Raw genomic sequence first — 20,867 nt, forward strand, 5'->3', positions numbered from 1 at the left:
ATGGAGTTGTTACCGTGAGCAGATTGCCGGTCATTGTCGCGCAGGGGGGCATCAGCCCGGCGGGACGCAGTTCAGGATTTCATGGCTACCATCGCCTGGTATTTGATCAGTTAAGTGCCCGGCAGCAGCAGCAAACATTGACAGCTATAGCAAGGCTTAGAGGGCTGGCGGACGATGCTCCGGCAGACAGCCTTCTTTCAGGCACCTTAATCAGACAGCTCGAAACCAACCTGTTTGATAATAATGCCCTGTATTATCACCGACCCCTTAAAGCCGCTGAAGGCTCGGAGCTGGTTTTGCCCAAGCGCAGGCTGCCCAGGCCATTACCGGAAAACTGGCAGGTAGAAGAACTGGCCGATGGCCGAAATGTCAGGGTTCGCTTTTGTGGTGTGCAATCCCTGATGTTGCCTTCGACAAGGGCGGGTTCGGTGAATGCCGCAGGCCAGTTACCCAGCGGTTTTGATCCTGCTGATCTTTATCAGTCCAGGAACCACCCCCGGTCACTGGCCATGACGGTTTATGGTGCATCGGATGCCTTGCAGTCTTCAGGTTTGGATTGGCTGCTGCTGAAAGAGAAACTGTCTCCCGAACAGATTGCGGTCTATTCAGGCAGTGCCATGAGTCAGCTGGACTACAACGGCTATGGCGGTTTGCTGAAAGCCCGTTTGCTGGGTAAAAGGGTGACTTCCAAGCAATGCCCGCTGGGTTTTGCTGAAATGTCCGCTGACTTTATCAATGCTTATATCCTGGGCTCACTGGGTAATACCGGTACCTCCATGGGAGCCTGTGCCACATTGCTTTATAACTTGCAGCTGGCCGTGAACGACATTCGTTCCGGTAAGCGTCGTGTGGTGATCGTTGGCAACAGTGAGGCGCCCATTACCCCGGAAATCATGGATGGCTACAGCACCATGGGGGCTCTGGCTACGGACGATGCCCTGAGAAAACTGGATGGTCTTGCCTCTGGCAGCAACCCCGATTGGCGAAAAGCCTGCCGTCCTTTTGCTGAGAATGCCGGCTTTACCATTGCCGAATCTTCCCAATACTTTGTTTTGATGGACGATGCCCTGGCGTTGGAATCGGGTGCCGAAATTCTGGGGGCAGTGGCGGATGTTTTTGTGAATGCCGATGGCTATAAAAAGTCTATTTCAGCCCCCGGTGCCGGTAACTATCTAACAGTGGCCAGGGCCGCTGCCCTGGGCAGGGCGATCCTGGGAGAAGACGCGCTCAGGCAGCGAAGCTTTGTTCAGGCCCATGGTACCGGTACCCCGCAGAACCGGGTGACAGAGTCCCACATCCTCAATGAAACGGCCCGTACTTTCGGGATGGACAACTGGGCAGTCACCGCCGTTAAAAGCTATCTTGGTCATTCTATTGGCGTCGCTGCTGGTGATCAGCTGATGTCAACGCTGGGGGTCTGGCACCGGGGCATTATTCCCGGGATCAGAACGATTTCCGGCATTGCGGAAGACGTTCATCATTCGCACCTGGACATCAGTCTGGAACATAAAGAGATGGAGCCATCGCACATGGCTATGTCGCTGATCAATGCCAAGGGTTTTGGGGGCAACAATGCTACGGCGCTGGTTCTGAGTCCTGAAATTACCCGTGATATGTTAAAAGCCAGACATGGCGAACAGGCACTGTCATCCTGGCAGCAGGGTTATGAAAATACGGCCCGTCGTCAGGAAGCCTATGAGTCGGCACAGCTTTCTGGTCAGGCCGAGCCTATTTATCAGTTTGGTGAAGGGGTGCTCGATGAAGGCGACCTGGAGTACACCGATCGATCCATTAAAGTGCCCGGTTTTGGCTGCCCGGTGAATCTGGAAGTCGACAACCCTTTCTGGTCTTTCTGAACCTCTGGCCATATTGACGAAGGTTTGCAGTTGATTTGTGGCCTGTTTTGCAGGCATTCTCAGCAAAAGTGTTTGAGGGAGAAATTGAAAATGAGAGCCAGACTCAATCTGACCGGAATACTGAGTAGTGCCGTGGTACTGACTGCCATGAGTACCCAAATGGTGATGGCCGATGAGCAGGCAGGGCGTGTGGAGGTCAGCCACGCCAACAGTACCCGCTTAACCCTGTACCCGGATAAAGCCCTGGTCCGCCAGCAGTTCAATGTGCTGCCCGGACCGGAAGGCACCCTGGTGGTTGAGGGGATGGCCGATGACTGGGAAGACGACAGCCTTGAGCTGGAATACCTCAAAGACAAACAAGGCCTGGTGCCCGACAGCCTTACCTGGCACCGAGGTGGGCTGGACCGCGATCATCTTTATCACAGGCTGATCGGCAAGTCGGTGGAACTGGTGGGTGGGGGACTGAATGTTCCGGTACAGGGGGTCATGCTTTCTTACGACAGTGGCATGGCATTGGTGCAGGGCAGTAATGGTCGACAATACCTGGTGGACTGGAATGATCCGCAAGGCATCAGGCTGGCCTCGCGGGAGCAGGTTTTTCTGGAAAAAGACTATCAGACCCGGTTGATAGCACGCTTCCCGAATCTCGATGGCACCGACCAATTGCGTCTGTCCTACATCACGCCTTCCATTCGCTACTCAAGCCATTATCGAATGACCCTGGATGACAGTGGCAAAGCCCGTATTGAACTGACGGCTCTGCTAAACAACAACACCGAGACCGATTACAGTAACGCAGATGTCAAGCTGATAGCCGGTGATACCGGACGGCCTGATGTTGGCTATGCCCGTAAAATGGTGAAGATGAATGCTGCCGCCATGTCTGGTCAGGAGAGTCAGCGGGTGGGGGAAGTGATGGTCATACCCTTGCCACAGGATCAAACGAAACTGACCCCGTTTTCATGGCAGCAGATGACACTCTACAAGGATGACCAGATAGCGCTTGAGCAGTACTATCAGTTAGATGTTTATGGTCGTTCGTATTCGGGCAACAGTTCTGACCTTCTCAGACCCAGACTGCATTATCGCTTTAAGGCAGAGCGGGATCTTCCCGCCGGTAAGGTGAGAATTCTGGAACCTGCCGGCGATGGCACCATGATTATCAGTGGCAATGCCGTGATTCCTCAGACCATCCAGGGGGACTATGCTCATCTTGCCATGGGGGAAGCCCTGACGGTGCGAGTTGAGAGGAAGCGCCTCGATAGTCAACACAGTGAGAAGAGGCTGGTGAGTCGCTGGCAGACCACCGTATTCAACGACAGTGATGAAGCAGTGACCGTGATGATCACAGATCGTGATCAGTCTTTGATTAAACTGGAAGACGTGAAAGGCGGTACTCTGGAACAGACCGATAGCATCAAGGTTAAAGTCCCCGCTAATGGCAAGAAAACGGTTTCTTATGCTTCGCTGTACACCCGGTAATACTCATGCCTGATTACCCATCTATTGTCGTTCTGACCGGTGCCGGTATTTCTGCCGAGTCGGGGCTGCGTACTTTCAGGGCTCACGACGGCCTTTGGGAAAACCATCCGGTTGAAGAGGTCGCTACGCCGGAAGGTTATTATCGCAACCCCGCTTTGGTGCAGGCTTTCTACAATGACCGACGCCAACAACTGACTAAAGTGGCTTGCAATGCTGCCCATAAAGCACTGTCCGATTTTGAAAAATCCTTTGCTGGCGAGTTTCTGCTGGTCACCCAGAACGTTGACGATTTGCATGCCCGGGCGGGCAGTCAGAACCTGATTCACATGCACGGCGAGCTGTATAAAGTCCGTTGTCAGGATACCGGACAGGTTTTTGACTGGTATGACGATTTAACCACTGAAACACTTTGCCCATGTTGTCATCAGGCGGGCAATTTGAGGCCGCATATTGTCTGGTTTGGTGAAATGCCTTTGGAGATGGATCGTATTTACGAGGCTTTGTCGCACTGTGATCTTTTCGTTTCTATCGGCACTTCCGGCAATGTATATCCGGCTGCTGGCTTTTTTGAGCAAGCCAAAGCGGCGGGGGCCGAGACCGTTGAGTTAAATCTGGAGCCCGGCTCCAACGCCTCCCGCTTTGATCGCAGTCTTACCGGGCCTGCTACTGAGTTGGTTCCTGGTTTTTTTAATGCTTTGTTGGCATAGGTGTACGGCAATATTCGTTTATCTCCGGGAAGATAACCTGCCATAAAAGTGGTAATCACCGAGTCAACTTTGGATATCCTTGTTTTCCTCTTTCTTGATAGGGGGAAGTGGTTGATACTTGTTCAGTGCTTTTGGCGGCTGATCCGAAGGGTTTTTTTTCTCTTTTGGGTTGGTAGCCAAGGGTGCCAGTTTACTTTTCTGGCTGGGTTTATAATCGGGATGCAACGGGCTTGTGCTGTCAAAAGGAGCATCCTGTGATGTTGAGGGTGTAGAGCAGCCAGAGATGGACTCCAGCCTCAATAAGGCTCTGTTTCTGACACCGCTGCGATGATCACCGGCCACCTTGACATAAGCCGGATAGGCTAAATAATCGAAGAGTTCAGGGTTGATATTGTTGTACCTGGTAAACAGATGCTGAAAATCATCGTCCGTATAGACGTTAAGGAGACAGCCCGAATATTCAAACTCGACCCGGCTGGTAGATTTGCCCGGTGAATGTTCCGATAACAAACGCTCGACAATAAAAGATCGCCCATCCTCTGACCAACTGAACGAAGCCTTTTCCTTGGATTCTGGATGAATCCATACCATTGGCGTCGAATTAAACCGGTAAGTAATCCTGGTGCCGGGCAGACCCACTGAAACAACAGAGGTAGTGGCAATGTGCTCGGGTGGCCGCACAACAAGATTCAGCGATGACAAGTAGAGCGGCTGTTCGGCTTTACCTTTATAAAATTGAGCAAGGCTGGTATATCGTTCAGGTTCAAAAGCAAGGGCAGTTATTAAATTACCGGTAAGTTTCGCCAGAATACCGGGGAGCAACGCTATGGATGTCTGCGCCGCAACCGGTTGCACCATTGCCATAACAATCAGAAGACTTACAGTTTGTCGCATCAGAAACACCTGACGTTTTATCAAAAGCAGTAACTATAGACGTTAAAAATAATTTTGCAGGCAATGCTGCGGGTGGAAGGCTGTTGGAAAAAAATACCAGGTTGCTTGGGTTAAAACTGGCAGCATAAGCTGTTGCGTACTTATGCTGCAACTGGAGAAAAAGGGAAGCGAATAAAGAAACTCAGAGTCTTATTGGATAAAATATCGAAGTCCTACCCTTGTATCTATAATATACAAACACAGCACCGAGGATTATTGCAAGCCCGCCAAATGACGCTCCGGCAGCCGAGCCCCCCCCTCCTGTACTGGTACGATATTTATTAAAGCGTAAATAAGGATAGTGCTGATCATCATGTTTATCATTGTGTTTGTTCATATTTTTAGTTTCAGTGTGAATTTTAGTTAGCTGATGAATCCCGAACCTATCGATCCTGTACTCCAGCAAATATCCTTTTTCATCGCTGAACGAAAAGTAATTCGGCTCCAGGTCAAGATTTAATGTTGCCAGAGCCATCCCCTTTTGATCTTTGATAATAATCTGTGTACCAACATTTTCAGGAATAGCCGCTGAGGCGTCTGGCAGTGATTCTCTCGTCGAAGAGGTTATTGATGAAGATTGTGATGATAAAGACCGGGTTGGTGAAGGGTTGATTGTTGTATACGTCATTGTACTGGTATCAGGCATGGCAACAGAGGTTATTTCAGACTTTGATTTCCAGGCCACTTCGATTGAATAATCCTGCTCCTTTTCCAAACTTAGAATGGATTTGAAGGGCTTACCCCTTTTTGGCAGCAAACCCGGCGACCTGGTGGTATTGTGGGAAGTCAAATTAGCATTTATAAAAGTGTCGTTTGAAGTCTGAGCTGAATGAGGTGGTAAAACCGTGCTATTGGTGCCAGAACCATTTGAAACCGGCGTGTCAGACTTATTTAAAACGTCCTGCAAATAAATGGGTGCAGCCGTTGAACTCAAAACAGCTTTATCAATAACACTGTCTTCATCCTCTTCATAGTAACCAAGATACAATTTTGAGGAATCTTCCGGGTTTTCAATTAAAACCAGATGGAACAAAACCTCCTGTAATGAATACCCCCTGAGTGTGTAGTAAAGAAAATCAGACTCTTTACTTTGAAAGCGGACTTTTGACTCAATTTTGTTTATTGACTGACTCCCACGCAGGGACTGACCCAATGGGTTTACGGAGACAAATATTTTTTTAGCGGTGGTCAGGGAGTATCCTTTCAAGAATTTTGTGACTTTAACTCCGGTTCCTGATGCTAATCGCGCTTCCCTTTTATCCCTTTCAGAAACAACGTCACCTTCTTCAGGAACGTCGTACTCATGAGAGTCGTATGGCGACAAACTATTTGCCCTGATCTTATCATTCTCAGCCCAAAGAGAAGAACAAAAAGGTAGCAGCAGAGCCAAAAGCAGGCTTGAAAGTATCTTCATAAATTATGGTAACCACCTGAAGAGGTTAAAAAACGAAAAAAGGTTATTGTCCGGACGCAACAGCTTACCCGGATGTTCAGACGAGTAGCGTAGACGGCGTATTTTTACTTGTCCAATAAAAGGACTCGTGGATTTCCCCTCGTTCCCACGCTCTGCGTGGGAATGCATACGTGTGCCGAGCATGTCACACAGCTTGGGGGTGAAAGTCCCCTGTCCAGCCAGATGAGGGCGAAGGACTAGTGAAGCACAAGGTTTGTATCGTGAGGTGCAGGCTGAAGGCAGTGTGGAGCAAAACCGCGAGCCGACGAACAGAAATCAGATATGAGGCTGTTTGCGTGAGGACGAGTCAGCGTATGATGACGAAGTCCATACTCATCCGGACATTCAGGCAGTAGATCTGGCGGTTGTGCGGCGAAGGCGGTGTGACTTACCTCGGGAGGTCTGTGTGGTGTCTGATATTTCGGACTGAGGTCATCGTAAGGTGACTTGACCGCCACACAGAAGTCAGCAGATGGCATAGTAGCTGGCGTATGTCAGTGAAGGCCTGAACGGTACAGAGTGGTGAGTAGTTTCTGTTATTCGATACACTGGACGCAGACAAATCCAGCAAACACTGGAACTCATGCCAAGTGGTCACGGCGGAACCGGAGGCTGCAAGGCTATGAGAGCTGAGGTCGTGTCGGTATCACAGGATTACGAAAGCCCGGCGGGTGGTACTAGACTGATGGAGCGTATCGCCAACCCCAATAATTTAACAAGAGCCTTTCAGCGAGTTAAACGCAATAAAGGCGCAGCAGGGATCGACCGTATGACAGTGGAAGGGTTGTACACCCATCTACAAGAACATGGTCATGAACTGCGACAATGTCTTTTGCAGGGAGAATGGCGTCCTGCTCCCGTAAGGCGAGTACTGATTCCCAAACCGGACGGAGGAGAAAGGCAGTTGGGTATACCAATCGCCTTAGACCGAATGGTGCAGCAAGCGATACAGCAAGTATTGCAGGCCGAGTGGGAACTAAGGTTCTCATCTTTCAGTTACGGGTTCAGGCCGAACCGGTCAGCTCATCAGGCGATTAATCAGGCTCAGTCGTATATCCGAGAAGGATATAACTGGGTTGTGGACATTGACCTGTCGAAATTCTTCGATCGGGTTAACCATGATCGACTGATGGCAAAACTGGCAGTTCACACAGATGACAAGGATGTATTACGTTTAATTCGACGATTCCTACAGTCCGGAGTGATGGAGAACGGGCTGGTAAAACCGCAGACGGAAGGAGTGCCTCAGGGAGGGCCGCTCTCACCTGTGTTGTCTAACATCGTACTGGATGAACTCGATAAAGAGTTAGAAAAGCGTGATTTACGATTTGTACGTTACGCTGATGACTGTCGGGTGTTTGTGCGAAGCAAGAAAGCAGGCGAGAGAGTGATGGCAAGTTTGACTCGTTACATCGAAAGTAAGCTGAAGCTGAAAGTCAACGTTGCGAAAAGTGCAGTTGACAAGGCATGGAGGCGGGCGTTCCTGGGATACAGCTTTACCAGAGATGGCAGGAAGAAGCTGGCAGATAAAACCTGCAAGCGGTTCAGGGACAAGGTCAAACAACTAACCCGCAAAGGCGGGCGGTCACTGGAGCAGAGATTGGAGTCTCTGAATCGCTATTTACGGGGCTGGAAGAACTACTTTCGAGAAGTTGAAACCCGTTCGGAGTTTGAAAACTTTGACTGCTGGATCAGGCGACGATTGAGAAGTTTGCTCTGGTATCAATGGAAGAAAAGTCCGAAGCGATATGCGGAGCTAAGAAGGCGAGGAGTCAGTGAAGAGCTGACGAGGCAGACAGTAGGATCGAGCAAAGGGTACTGGCGGATAAGCCGGAGTCCTGCGCTGCACTTAGCATTGCCGAATAGTTGGTTCGATGAATTAGGTTTGATTAGATTATTGGCTGCTTAACTGACCGAAACGCCAGTACGGACCCGTATGCTGGGTGTTGTGGGAGGAGCGTAGCTGTGAGGCTACGCCCTATCCCGATCTCACCTGACTGATATGGCAAGAGTTTTCCGGACACTTTTTCACGCTGCCTCGGCAAGTTTCTGTTCATACTTAAACGGTGCCAGGTAGCCATTGTTTGAGTGCTTTCTCTGGCGATTGTAAAACACTTCGATATACTCAAAAATTTCTTGCTGTGCCTCCTCCCTCGTCTGAAAACCTTCATGATGAATCAGCTCTGTTTTCAGAGTGCGGGAGAAACTTTTAGCTATAGCGTTGTTCCAACAGTTACCCTTGTGACTCATGCTGCAAGTGAAGTTATTAACCCTCAGGAGCTTCTGGTACCGATCTGAAACATTCTGGCTACCAGGGTCGCTATGGACCAGCAAGCCTGCGCTGGGTCTTCGCCTCCACATTGCCATCTCCAGAGAGTCTGTAACCAGCGTGGCTGTCATCCTGCTTCAGGTGGCTGTTTCTCATCAGCTGACAATATTGACTGGCTTCTTTCCTGTTACCGCTAACAAGGCATTTTTAGCCGCTTTCTTTCTTTGCTCCTGTCCTGATTCATAAGAGTGGTAAGCTGCATGAGGATTAATGATTAAGCGTCCTGCTAACCAAGGTTCATTCCTTCTCCATGAGTCATATATTGCGTGAGGTTGGGGCGGCTCTTCAGGGAGTACATCCAGAGCAACATAACTCAGGTGATGGCTTTTAAGTGCTTGATAAATCACTTCGATATCTTGCACTAGCTGTCCTCTTGCAGTGTTGATCAGGCTGGCACCCGGTTTCATTTTGTTTATAAATTCTTGATTTACCATGCCCATAGTGTGTTTGTTTAAAGGGCAATGCAGGCTAACCATGTCGCTAGTGCTGAGTAGTTCGTCAAGGCTATAACAGCGGCTTGTGTTATGCACTTTATCGTAGCCTTCGGCTATATTAGGATCAAAGAATTGAGTTTGATAACCAATTGCCTGACAGTTTTTTAACGTCAAACTTCCAATACGACCAAGGCCTATAAAACCTACTTTAATTGAGGAGGTGCGCTTAATGCCCGGCATTACATTTTCTTGCCAACCTTTTCTGTAATGAGGGGCGAGTGCATTATAGCGCGTGACTCCACGTGCTCCATTAAGCAGCATAGCTGTGGCAGTATCAGCTACCTCCTCGGTACAGTAATCAGGATTATTACACACCGTAATCCCTCTTTTTCTACATGCTTCCAGATCGATTTTGTCAAAGCCTACTCCATAACGAATGATCACCTCTGCATGAGGAAAGTCATTAAGAAATTCTTCATCTACTATTTGATGCCAAACTAGTAAGACGGTAATGTTTTTTTGTGGTTCGCTAACTAAGAAATCACCAAGGATTTTTTTCTCTATGCTAGCGTTAACGATTCTGTCGGTAATAAATACTTTATTCATTTGTACTTTTTAATTTTATTTTGAAGATCTCTCAAGGTTAAATCGAGAGCAAGACCTATTCCTCTGATGCTGTAACTTTTAGGGGTTACTCCCTCACCGATCAAGACGGAGATCTCCAGTTCATGATGAACTTCACCATACTCATTAGGAAGGTTGAGATTTCCTGAAAAAGGTACCTGAGAAGAGAATGGTTTTATGAACAATAATGGAGATTGAGAGACCTCATTGTTAAGCTCTTTAACGTGATCCAGGTAGTTTCTACCTACACAAATAATCTTTCCAACTGCGCTGCCGGATGGTTTTTTACTTGTAATTGGGATCATAGTTTTTTTATCCCTGCTATTGTTCACTTTTATTAGGTGAGCCATTCTTTTAGGATGGTCAGAGCGAATGTATAGGTTATTAACTCGGCTGTCAAAAATATTACTTCTGACGTCTATACAACCTACAGGAAGTATAAAATTTGTACAGATAAAAGCCTGTTAGTCATCAAATTATCATCAAACTGAAACCCTTCTTACATCACTCTGACTTATTTCTTTCATAGCATGTGTTCGCGAAAAATAGCCCACGAGAAACGGGAGCACGTGTGAAAGTTCTGAGTTTGATACCGGTGATTGTTTTTCACTATTGCTGAGTGGTTACGAGGATTAGAGTTTTGGTGCATTGAGTCTGTCATGCAATTTGGCAAAACCAACCCGATCGTTGGTTTTATCGAAAACGGTGTAAAACGCTCTCATGAATGCATAACCTAAAATCCAAAATGGCTCATCTGAACCGGTAATCCCAGCAAGACATTCAACCATTCCAAAGTAGTTTTTCTTTTTGACTATATAAAATGGTGGGGGAACCTCATAGATATGGCCATCAATAGAAAACTTCAGAGAAGGGAGCTGGCTGACATTTGAACAATCTGGTTTCACATCAAGAGATTGAAGAATGGATTCCACATCTCTCTTTGGACCTAGAATAAAGGATGCCCCTGAATCAACACTGGCTTTGCACTGTCCTGGTTGACAGCTTAAGGTAATATTTTTTTCTCCAACTGAGATGCTGTCAAAAGAAATAATGTAAGAATAAATGCCCTTAGGATGTTTATCATCGAGCGAGGTCAGTTCGTGCCAGGATATAGGGCCCTGATAATAGGAAGGGTCGGGTTCACCAATAATCATAACACTGCCGCCCTTGCTTGGTGTATTGGACAAGTAGAACGAAAAAATAGCCTTATCGATCAAACCCTGTTGTACGGCATTATCTAGCCATGGAGTGGCTTTACTACCACCTGCCCCCTTATAAGCCAAGCCAAAAATGCCATCGTGCCGGCTTTTACGGAAATCATTTGAAACAGCGTTGGCTACACCAAATCTCTGAGATGCTACCTTTATGCCTCCGATGGTAATGTCATCATAACCGATAAGACCAGATACTTCGCCTGTGACGTACACAACTTTCAGGATGTTTCTAGTGTATTTAAATGAGCTGCTGCTTTGCGGATCAAAGCGGTTTTTGTTAGAGCAGTTGGCAGAGATGCATGTTGTACCGGGAATCCAGATATCACTGGAACCAGTATCGAAAACAACTTTAAATACCTGATTTTCAGATCCAATGTTTAATTCACCGTAATACTGCATATTACCCAAGTTTTGTAATGATATCTCTCCCTTAGGAATTTCTTGATTATATATATTCATATGGAATCGTTTACCAGGAATGCTGTTGCTGGTCACTGGATAAGGGTTAAAAACAGAAGGTTCTGCAAAAGCCGCTGAAACAGATAGAGAAAAAACACATACAAAAATATTTTTTAAAAAGATGTTGCTCATCGTTTTTCCTCAACTGGATACCCCGTACTTCTAGTACCCGAGGGCATAAATGCGGGGAGGAATGTTGACTTGCTGGGGTCGCCCAGACCGTTAGAGCAAGCTGTAACAATAACCACCCACAGACCAATGGCACTGACTTAAGCCTTCACCCCCGAAATACCAAGGATTGCCCAAGGAGAAAAAACGACTATAAAAAGTCATAGGTATTAACTTCCCCCTGAGCAAACCATGAACAAGTTTAGTCCAGAATATCTCAGTCTCGCTGACGAATTACTCAGCCAATATGCATTGACCCAAGACGATCAGCTTTCAGGCATTCTTACCAAAGAGAACCTTCCCCTCGTTCCCACACTCTGCGTGGGAATGCATACCTCACCTGACAAATTGGTACGGCATTTCAAACTTATTGAAGTGACGTACTCGCGCAGTTAAAACATTCGACCGTCCACTGCCAGTCATCAAATTATCATCAAACTGAAACCCTTCTTACATCACTCTGACTTATTTCTTTCATAGCATGTGTTCGCGAAAAATAGCCCACGAGAAACGGGAGCACGTGTGAAAGTTCTGAGTTTGATACCGGTGATTGTTTTTTCACTATTGCTGAGTGGTTGCGAGGATGAAACAGAGTCCAACGGCGACCCGATTAAAACAAGTGAATATCACTGCCCAGTTGAATAAATCGTAAAGGGAAGTATTTATTATGAAAACTTCGTTGAGTCGTCGTAAGTTTTTAAAGGCGTCAGGTGTAGGTTTGACTGGTGCGACAGCTTCGGGGCTGTTTCCAGCTTCGATTGCCAAGGCTTTAGCCATTCCGGCAAATAATGTTCATGGCAACATCAATGATGTTGAGCATGTGGTTATTCTGATGCAGGAAAACCGGGCTTTTGACAACTATTTTGGAAAGTTGGCCGGGGTTCGTGGTTTTGCTGATCGTCATCCTATTCCTACGGTGTATGGTGATGTCTGGCAACAAAAATACGAAAAGCGTCGGGATGAACGTATTATTTATCCCTACCATCTGGATGCGGATCAGGGTAATGCCCAGCGCGTGTATGGAACGCCACATACTTATCCGGATGCTCATGAAGCCTGGGATCAGGGACGCATGAGTGATTGGCCAACCTATAAGCAACAGCAGTCCATGGGCTACTACACCGAGGCTGAATTACCTTTTCAGGTTGCTCTTGCTGATGCTTTTACTATCTGTGATGAATACTATTGCTCATTCCAGGGGGGGACTAATCCTAACCGTCTCTATCATTGGACGGGTACTAACAATCACCCACTGGACCCTAACCCACCCGCCATTTTTAACGACTACGACAGTCTGGGTCCATCCAGTGAAGGTTACACATGGACAACTTATCCGGAGCGTCTGGAGCAGGCAGGTGTTAGCTGGAAGGTTTATCAAAACTTACCTGATAATTATACGGATAACCCTCTGGCTGGCTTCAGGCAGTATCGTGAGGCCAACGAATTAAAAGGGAATGAATCCAATGGCGATCCTTATCCAACATGGACGGAAGAGGATAACAATATTAGCCCCTTACTGAAGGGCGTTGCCAATACCATGGACGACGGTGGCTTCTTAGCAAGCCTTAATGCGGATATCGCCAATAAGACTTTACCACAGGTGTCGTGGATTGTAGCGCCAGCGGCCTATTCTGAACATCCGGGGCCATCATCACCCGTACAGGGAGGCTGGTATACTCAGGAAGTCCTGAATGCCTTAACCCGTGATGAGGATATCTGGAGTAAAACCGTACTGATCGTCAACTTTGATGAAAATGATGGTTTCTTTGACCATATGCCTCCACCTTGCCCACCTACTTTGAGCGAAGGTGCTTATCAAGGTGATAGTACGGTTGATACCACCGGGGAATATCATACCGATAATCAGCCTTATGGCCCGGGCCCAAGAGTTCCGGCGTTAATTATTTCGCCATGGAGCCGGGGCGGCTGGGTAAACTCACAGGTGTTCGATCATACGTCAGTGTTACAGTTCCTGGAAAAGCGGTTTGGAGTGATCGAAGAGAATATTTCGCCATTCCGCCGTGCGGTGTGTGGTGATTTAACATCGGCGTTTAATTTTGAAAACCCGAATGACGAGCCATTGCCACCACTGCCGGAAACGACCCGATGCGAAGCGGATGAGGTAAGAGCCGAGCAGGAACTACTGCCACAGGTTGAGCCACCGCTTGAAGATGACCAGCTGCCACCCGTGGCACCTGCCGGAGCCCGGCCATCAAGGGCGCTTCCTTATGAGTTGCACGTCAATGCCACGGTTGATGTTGACCAGTACACCGTTCTCCTGACGATGACCAACAGTGGTCAGCAGGGTGCGGTGATCCATGTCTATGATCAACTGAATCTGGATGCGATACCCCGCCGGTTTGTCATCGGTGCCGGGGATACCGTTCGGGCAACATGGGTAGTATCCCTTCAGGACAACAAGTATGACTTGTGGGTGCTCTCTGCCAACGGTTTCCATCGTCAGTTTAAGGGAACCTGCAAGCACGAGCATAATCAGGAAGTCTCTGTATGCTACGGCGTCAACAAGGAAACGCCATCGGTTCTGGTCAGGCTGGAAAATAATGGCGATTCAGAGAAACAGGTGACTGTGGACTTTTCTGCCTACCAGCCAGGCTACCAGAAAACCGTTACCCTTGAAGCGGGCGGAAAAACCGCTGTCGAGCAGTTTATTAAACCCGCATCCAATTGGTACGACCTGGTGGTAAGGGATGAAAGCGGTGATATGTTCAGGCGCTATTGTGGCAGGGTTGAAAATGGGACGCACGGCTATTCCGATCCTTTGATGGGTGAATAAAACCATTGGCCAGAGAGGTTACCGATGGGTAACCTTTCTTTTCTTGTTAGATGGCGGCTGGTCATACGCTTTTCTCTTGGGTCGTTGGTCAGCGGGCAGGTGGGTCTGTTTGTGCCTTTTCAGAGAGCGCGGGGTGTCGGTGCTGTAGCTGCAGCCCTCATAGTCACACTGGTGTACCTTGGGTTTCCTGGGTCTCTGGTCAGCAGGCAGGTGGGTCTGTTTGTGTCTTTTCATATCGTACGAAGCTTCGGTGCTGTGGCTGCAGCCCTCATAGTCACACTGGTGCACCTTGGGCCTCTGGTCGGCAGGCAGGTGGATCCGTTTGTGCTTTTTCAGATGGCCCATATGACTGGTGCTGTAGTTACAGCCCTCATGGTCACACTGGCATGATTCGGGTCTCTGGTCGGCAGGCAGGTGGATCTGTTTGTGCTCTTTCAGATAGCTCTTCTGGTTGCTGCTGAAGTTGCAGCCCTCATGGTCACACTGGTGCCTCCTGGGTCTCTGGTCGGCAGGCAGGTGGGTCTGTTTGTGCCTTCTCAGATTGCCCTTCTGGTCGCTGCTGTAGTTGCAGCCTTCACGGTCACACCGGTGCACATTGGGTCTCTTGGGCCTCTTGGGTCTTTGGTCGGCCGGTAGGTGGGTCTGTTTGTGCTTTTTCAGATAGCACGAGCGCGCGGTGCTGTAGTTGCAGCCTTCATGGTCACACCGGTGCTTCTTGAGTCTTTGGTCGGCAGGCAGGTGGATCTGTTTGTGATTTCTCAGATTACTCACATACTCAGTGCTGTAGTTGCAACCTTCATGGTCACACCGGTGCATCTTGATCTTGAGTCTTTGGTCGGCAGGCAGGTGGGTATATTTGTGCTTTTTCAGATTACCCGCCAGATTGGAGCGGTAGTTGCAACCTTCATGGTCACACCGGTGCGGCTTGGGTCTTTGATCGGCAGGCAGGTGGATCTGTTCGTGTATTTTCAGACGGCCCGTCTGGTTGGTGTTGTAAGCAGGTGAGGTGGTTTCCAAGTGGTTAACAGAGTCCGCTTCTGTCTCGTCTACCTCTGAATCAGTGAGTGTTTCACTGTCTGAAACGGGCTCCTGCTTAAACTTTTTCAGTATCACAGTCCCACAATACTGACTGATTTCAGTTGATGCTCGAAAAGGATTAAGTGTCGTATTTACATACTGAACATCAGAGTCGGCATCAGCTTCGTCCTCATTTGAACGGTCATCGCCGTTTTTATCAGGGGTGCTGCTGTCTTCACTGCCACTGTCTTCGCTGTCGGCACTATCATCAGAGGCTGCCGTACTGTAGACCTTAGCTTTGAAGCCGGTGGCAGGAAAGACGCCTGTGGCAGGGGAAAAGCAATACTCAATGGCCTCACTCTCTTCACTTTCGTCAAGTAGAAGCCATATCTGGGTGGGCTGATTGAAGAGCAAAGGCATGCTCTTTTCCTGAGCGTGGCCATTAGAGCTATGTACAGAAAAGGCCATGGCCAAGGTCAAAATCAATGGTTTTTTGAATAGCAAGACCTGAGTTCCCAGTCGTTGAACTGTTTAGTGCGAAATCAGGTTAGTCAAAAATCTGGAGAGAGGTTCGAGGTTTCTTTGAGATGGGTTGTGAGGCGGATCATTCTTGATCAATCTTCTTTCTTTTCTTGTTAAATAGCGGCTGGTCATGCGCTTTTCTCTTGAGTTTCTGGTTGGCAAACAGATGGCTCTGTTGGTGCGTTTTCAAATTACCCGTGTGATAAGTGCTGTAGTTGCAGTCCTCATGGTCACACTGGAACTTGGCTCTCTGGTTGGCAGGCAGGTGGGTCTCTTTGTGCCTTTTCAGGTTGCCTGACTTGCTGGTGCTGTAGTTGCAGCCTTCATGGAGACACCGGTGCACCTTGTGTTTCTGGTCGACAGGCAGGTGGGTCTTTTTGTGCTCTTTCAGATAGCTCTTGTGGCAGGTGCTGTAGTTGCAGCCTTCATGGACACACTGGTGCACTTTAGGTCTCTGGTCATCAGGCAGGTGGGTTAGTTTGTGCGTTTTCAGATTGAACGCCCGGGCGGCGCTGTAGTTGCAGCCTTTATAGTCACACTTATGCGCCCTGGTTCTTTGGTCGGCAGGCAGGTGGGTCTGTTTGTGCCTTTTCAGATTGCACGACTTTCTGGTGCTGTAGTTGCAGCCTTCATGGAGACACTGGTGCACCTTGTGTTTCCGGTTGGCAGGGAGGTGGGTCTCTTTGTGCGTTTTTAGGGTGGCTATTTCACTGTCTGAATCGGGCTCTTGCTTAATCTTTTTCTGTTTCAGAGCTGCACAATACTGACTGATTTCATTTGATACTCGAAAAGGATTAAGTGTCGTATTTACATACTGAACATCAGGGTCGGCTTTAGCTTCGTCTTCATTTGAACGGTTGTCGCCGTTTTTATCAGAGGTGCTGCTGTCTTCACTGCCACTGTCTTCGCTGTTGGCACTATCATCAGAGGCTGCTCTGCTGTAAGCCTTAGCTTCGACGCCGGTGGCAGGAGAAACGCCTGTAGCAGGAGAAAAGCAATAGCGAATGTCTGGCTTTAAGAGGATGTCATCATCGAGGCAAACTCGTGGCGTGTCACTGTCGTTTGCCTCGGGTTCTTGCTCCAACTCCCACCATTCAATGGCCTCGCTCTCTTCTTCTTCGACCCGTGATAGGTCGGGGAAGGGCTTCGGGGTGTTGATAATTACCTTGCCGACAGCCAGGGCGAAGAGCAAAGGCATGCTCTTTTCCTGAGCGTGGCCATTAGAACTATTCACAGAAAAGGCCATGGTCAAGGTCAAAATTAATGGTTTCTTGGATAGCAAGGCCTGAGTTCCCAGTCGTTGAAATGTTTATTGGGAAGTTAGGGTAGTCAAAATCTGGAGAGAGGTTCGAAGTTTCTTTGAGGTGGGTTGTGAGGCGGATCACTCTTGATCACTCCTCTTTCTTTTTTGGCTAGATGACGGCAGATCATACGCTTTCCTTTTGCGTCTCTTGAGTTTCTGGTCAGCAGGCAGGTGTGTCTCTTTGTGTCTTTTCAGATTGCCCTTCCGGTCGGTGCTGTGGTTACAGCCCTCATGATCACACTGGTACATCCTGTTTCTCTGGTCGGCAGGCAGGTGGGTCTGTTTGTGCACTTTCAGATTATCCTCCCGGTCGGTGCGGTACTTGCAGCCCTTATGGTCACAGCGGTGCACCTTGGGTCTCTGGTCGGCAGGCAGGTGGGTCTGTTTGTGCGCTTTCAGATTACCCTTCCAGTCGGTGCTGTGGTTACAGCCCTCATGATCACACTGGTGCAGCTTGTGTCTCTGGTCGGCAGGCAGGTGGGTCTGTTTGTGCTTTTTCAGATGATCCTCCCGGTTGGTGCGGTACTCGCAGCCCTCATGGTCACAGTGGTGTGCCCTGGATCTCTGTCCAGCAGGGAGGTGGGTCTGTTTGTGCGCTTTCAGATTGCCCGTCCGGTCCGTGATGAAGTTGCAGCCCTCATGGTCACAGTGTTGCACCTTGGGTCTCTGGTCGAGAGGCAGGTGGGTCTGTTTGTGCACTTTCAGATGATCCGCCCGGTTGGCACTGTACTTGCAGCCCTTATGGTCACAGTGGTGCACCCTGGGTCTCTGGTCGGCAGGCAGGTGGGTCTGCCTGTGCTTTTTCAGATTGCCCGGCAGGTTGCTGCTGTAGTTGCATCCCTCATGGTTGCACGGGTGCACCTTGAGTTTCCCGGGTCTCCGGTCGACAGGCAGTCGGGGCTCTGGCACGGTGGGTATTTCCCTGCCTGAAATGGACTCCTGATCCATTATTTCCAGTCTCAGAGTCGCACAATACTGACTGATTTCGTTTAATGCCTGAAAAGGATCAGGTGCCTTATATACAGGTTGAACATCAGTTTTGTCTTCGTCAGAACAGTTGTCGCTGCTTTCATCAGAGGTACCGCTGTCTTCACTGTCACTGTCTTCGCTGTAGGCACTATCACCAGAGGCCGCCCGACGGTAAGACCATTCAATGGCCTCGTTCTCTTCTTCAATATTCTCTTTTTCTGGTTCCTTAGGCCTTTTGTCGCTTCTCAAGCGAGCGAACATCAGACTTCCTCTTTGTTTGGCTGTTGTAATGATTTCCCGTTGCGGATCGTCAAAGAGGGGTAGGGCATTAGCCTCTCTGACGTAAACTCCTTCTGTGGATGAAACCTCAATAAAAGACTTCGGGGTGTTGATCAGTGCCTTGCCGACAGCCAGGGCGAAGAGCAAAGGCATGCTCTTTTCCTGAACGTGACCATTAGAACTATGCACAGAAAAGGCCATGGCCAGGATCAAAATCAAAATCAATGGTTTTTTGGAGAGCAAGACCTGAGTTCCCAGTCGTTGAACTGTTTACTGGTAAGTCAGGTTAGTCAAAATCTGGAGAGAGGTTCGAGGTTTCTATTCTTTATCAACCTTCTTTCTTTTCTCGTTAGATGGCGGCTGGTCGTACGCTTTTCTCTTGGGTCTCTGGTCGGCAGGCAGGTGGGTCTCTTTGTGCCTTCTCAGATTGTCCTTCCGGTCGGTGCTGTGGTTACAGCCCTCATGATCACACTGGTACATCCTGTGTCTCTGGTCGGCAGGCAGGTGGATCTGTTTGTGCACTTTCAGATGATCCTTCCGGTCGGTGCCGTACTTGCAGCCCTCATGGTCACAGTGGTGCACCCTGGATCTCTGGCCAGCAGGCAGGTGGGTCTGTTTGTGCGCTTTCAGATTGCCCGTCCGGTCTGTGCTGAAGTTGCAACCCTCATGGTCACAGTGTTGCACCTTGGGTCTCTGGTCGAGAGGCAGGTGGGTCTGTTTGTGCACTTTCAGATGATCCGCCCGGTTGGTACTGTACTTGCAGTCCTTATGGTCACAGTGGTGCACCCTGGGTCTCTGGTCGGCAGGCAGGTGGGTCTGTTTGTGTGTTTTCAGACTGCTCCGGTGGTCGGTTCCGAACTCGCAGCCCTCATGGTCACACTGGTACACCCTGAGTCTCTGGTCGGCAGGCAGGTGGGTCTGTTTGTGTGTTTTCAGATGGTTCGTGTTTCGGGTGCTGTAGCCGCAGCCCTCATAGTCACATTTGTGAATTCTGGGGCCTTTGGGTTTCTGGTAGGCAGACAGGTGGGTCTGTTTGTGCTTTTTCAGATTGCCCTTCTGGTCGCTGCTGTAGCTGCAGCCTTCATGGTCACACTGGTGCACCCTGGGTCTCTGGTCAGCAGGCAGGTGGGTCTGTTTGTGCTTTTTCAGACTGCCCCTGTGGTCGGTGATATAGTCGCAGCCCTCATGGTCACACCGGTGCACCTTGGGCCGCTGGTCGGCAGGCAGGTGGGTCTGCTTGTGCTGTTTCAGACTGCTCCTGTAGTCGGTGATATAGTCGCAGCCCTCATGGTCACACCGATGCATCTTGGGCCGCTGGTCGGCAGGCAGGTGGGTTCGCTTGTGCTTTTTCAGATCACTCGCACATTCGGCGCTGTAATTGCAGTCCTCATGGTCACACTGGTGCGCCTTGACTCTCTGGTCGGCAGGCAGGTGGGTCTGTTTGTGCCTTTTCAGATGGTACGTATTGTCGGAGCTGTAGTTGCAGCCCTCATGGTCACACTGGTGCACCCTGGCTCTCTGGTCGGCAGGCAGGTGGGTCTTTTTGTGCGCTCTCAGATGGCTCGTGTAGCCGGTGCTATAGTTGCAGCCCTCATGGTCGAACGGGTACACCTTGAGTTTCCCGGGTCTCCGGTCGACAGGCAGTTGGGGCTCTGGCGCGGTGGGTATTTCCCTGCCTGAAATGGACTCCTGATCCATCATTTCCAGTCTCAGAGTCGCACAATACTGACTGATTTCGTTTAATGCCTGAAAAGGATCAGGTGCCTTGTAGACAGGTTGAACATCAGTTTCGTCTTCGTCAGAACAGTTGTCGCTGTTTTCATCAGAGGTACCCTTGTCTTCACTGTCACTGTCTTCACTGTCACTGTCTTCGCTGTAGGCACTATCATCAGAGGCTGCCCGACGGTAAGACCATTCAATGGCCTCGTTCTCTTCTTCAATATTCTCTTTTTCTGGTTCCTTAGGCCTTTTGTCGCTTCTCAAGCGAGAGAACATCAGACTTCCTCTTTGTTTGGCTGTTGTAATGATTTCCCGTTGCGGATCGTCAAAGAGGGGTAGGGCATTAGCCTCTCTGACGTAAACTCCTTCTGTGGATGAAACCTCAATAAAAGACTTCGGGGTGTTGATCAGTGCCTTGCCCACAACTAGAGCAAAGAGCAAAGGCATGCTCTTTTCCTGAACGTGACCATTAGAACTATGCACAGAAAAGGCCATGGCCAGGATCAAAATCAAAATCAATGGTTTTTTGGAGAGCAAGACCTGAGTTCCCAGTCGTTGAACTGTTTACTGGTAAGTCAGGTTAGTCAAAATCTGGAGAGAGGTTC

Annotated in this window: 15 protein-coding genes; 5 read left to right on the top strand and 10 right to left on the bottom strand. The window is 49.1% G+C overall.

Annotated elements, in window-relative coordinates; all coding sequences use genetic code 11:
• The first annotated feature begins 14 nt into the window (after positions 1-14).
• From K7B67_RS08050 to cobB, 3 genes are all read left to right on the top strand, one after another.
• Complete coding sequence (locus K7B67_RS08050) at positions 15-1,856, top strand: beta-ketoacyl synthase (protein WP_252179831.1); 1,842 nt, start codon at positions 15-17, stop codon at positions 1,854-1,856.
• Positions 1,857-1,946: 90 nt separating this feature from the next.
• Positions 1,947-3,338, top strand: a complete 1,392-nt coding sequence (locus K7B67_RS08055) for a DUF4139 domain-containing protein (protein WP_252179832.1) — start codon at positions 1,947-1,949, stop codon at positions 3,336-3,338.
• Positions 3,339-3,343: 5 nt separating this feature from the next.
• Entirely contained in the window at positions 3,344-4,045 is a 702-nt protein-coding gene (gene cobB, locus K7B67_RS08060) for a Sir2 family NAD+-dependent deacetylase (RefSeq protein ID WP_252179833.1), read from the top strand.
• 63 nt (positions 4,046-4,108) lie between these two features.
• On the opposite strand, the gene K7B67_RS08065 is transcribed toward cobB, so the two are convergent.
• Positions 4,109-4,939, bottom strand: a complete 831-nt coding sequence (locus tag K7B67_RS08065) for a hypothetical protein (RefSeq protein WP_252179834.1) — start codon at positions 4,937-4,939, stop codon at positions 4,109-4,111.
• A 181-nt stretch (positions 4,940-5,120) separates the two neighbouring features.
• Positions 5,121-6,392: a hypothetical protein gene (locus K7B67_RS08070; protein ID WP_252179835.1), complete on the bottom strand. Its 1,272-nt coding sequence runs from the start codon at positions 6,390-6,392 to the stop codon at positions 5,121-5,123.
• Positions 6,393-7,014: 622 nt separating this feature from the next.
• Here K7B67_RS08070 and ltrA point away from each other — a divergent pair.
• Positions 7,015-8,340: a group II intron reverse transcriptase/maturase gene (gene ltrA / locus K7B67_RS08075; protein ID WP_252176896.1), complete on the top strand. Its 1,326-nt coding sequence runs from the start codon at positions 7,015-7,017 to the stop codon at positions 8,338-8,340.
• A gap of 119 nt (positions 8,341-8,459) precedes the next feature.
• Here ltrA and K7B67_RS08080 read toward each other — a convergent pair whose 3' ends face one another.
• The 4 genes from K7B67_RS08080 to K7B67_RS08095 all read right to left on the bottom strand — a co-directional run bounded on the left by K7B67_RS08080 (position 8,460) and on the right by K7B67_RS08095 (position 11,623).
• Complete coding sequence (locus tag K7B67_RS08080) at positions 8,460-8,831, bottom strand: IS3 family transposase (protein WP_252179836.1); 372 nt, start codon at positions 8,829-8,831, stop codon at positions 8,460-8,462.
• Positions 8,832-8,855: 24 nt separating this feature from the next.
• Positions 8,856-9,800, bottom strand: coding sequence for a C-terminal binding protein (locus K7B67_RS08085; RefSeq protein WP_252179837.1), 945 nt, complete (start codon positions 9,798-9,800; stop codon positions 8,856-8,858).
• Complete coding sequence (locus K7B67_RS08090) at positions 9,797-10,123, bottom strand: fumarylacetoacetate hydrolase family protein (RefSeq protein ID WP_252179838.1); 327 nt, start codon at positions 10,121-10,123, stop codon at positions 9,797-9,799. The genes K7B67_RS08085 and K7B67_RS08090 overlap by 4 nt, the downstream gene beginning before the upstream one ends.
• Before the next feature lie 327 nt (positions 10,124-10,450).
• Positions 10,451-11,623 (bottom strand): pepsin-like aspartyl protease, encoded by a 1,173-nt coding sequence (locus tag K7B67_RS08095; RefSeq protein WP_252179839.1) that lies wholly within the window; start codon positions 11,621-11,623, stop codon positions 10,451-10,453.
• Between the two features lie 703 nt (positions 11,624-12,326).
• Between K7B67_RS08095 and K7B67_RS08100 the strand changes: the two genes are divergently transcribed.
• Entirely contained in the window at positions 12,327-14,453 is a 2,127-nt protein-coding gene (locus K7B67_RS08100; RefSeq protein ID WP_252179840.1) for a phospholipase C, phosphocholine-specific, read from the top strand.
• 18 nt (positions 14,454-14,471) lie between these two features.
• On the opposite strand, the gene K7B67_RS08105 is transcribed toward K7B67_RS08100, so the two are convergent.
• The 4 genes from K7B67_RS08105 to K7B67_RS08120 all read right to left on the bottom strand — a co-directional run bounded on the left by K7B67_RS08105 (position 14,472) and on the right by K7B67_RS08120 (position 20,799).
• The gene (locus K7B67_RS08105) at positions 14,472-15,974 is read right to left on the bottom strand and encodes a hypothetical protein (protein ID WP_252179841.1); all 1,503 of its coding nucleotides are present in this window, start codon (positions 15,972-15,974) and stop codon (positions 14,472-14,474) included.
• A gap of 100 nt (positions 15,975-16,074) precedes the next feature.
• Entirely contained in the window at positions 16,075-17,274 is a 1,200-nt protein-coding gene (locus tag K7B67_RS08110; protein WP_252179842.1) for a hypothetical protein, read from the bottom strand.
• Between the two features lie 99 nt (positions 17,275-17,373).
• A complete protein-coding gene (locus tag K7B67_RS08115) occupies positions 17,374-18,786 on the bottom strand; it encodes a hypothetical protein (RefSeq protein ID WP_252179843.1) in 1,413 nt (470 codons plus the stop codon).
• 75 nt (positions 18,787-18,861) lie between these two features.
• Positions 18,862-20,799, bottom strand: a complete 1,938-nt coding sequence (locus tag K7B67_RS08120) for a C2H2-type zinc finger protein (protein WP_252179844.1) — start codon at positions 20,797-20,799, stop codon at positions 18,862-18,864.
• Positions 20,800-20,867: the final 68 nt, after the last annotated feature.

The sequence above is a fragment of the Endozoicomonas sp. 4G genome (assembly GCF_023822025.1).
Lineage (GTDB): Bacteria > Pseudomonadota > Gammaproteobacteria > Pseudomonadales > Endozoicomonadaceae > Endozoicomonas_A.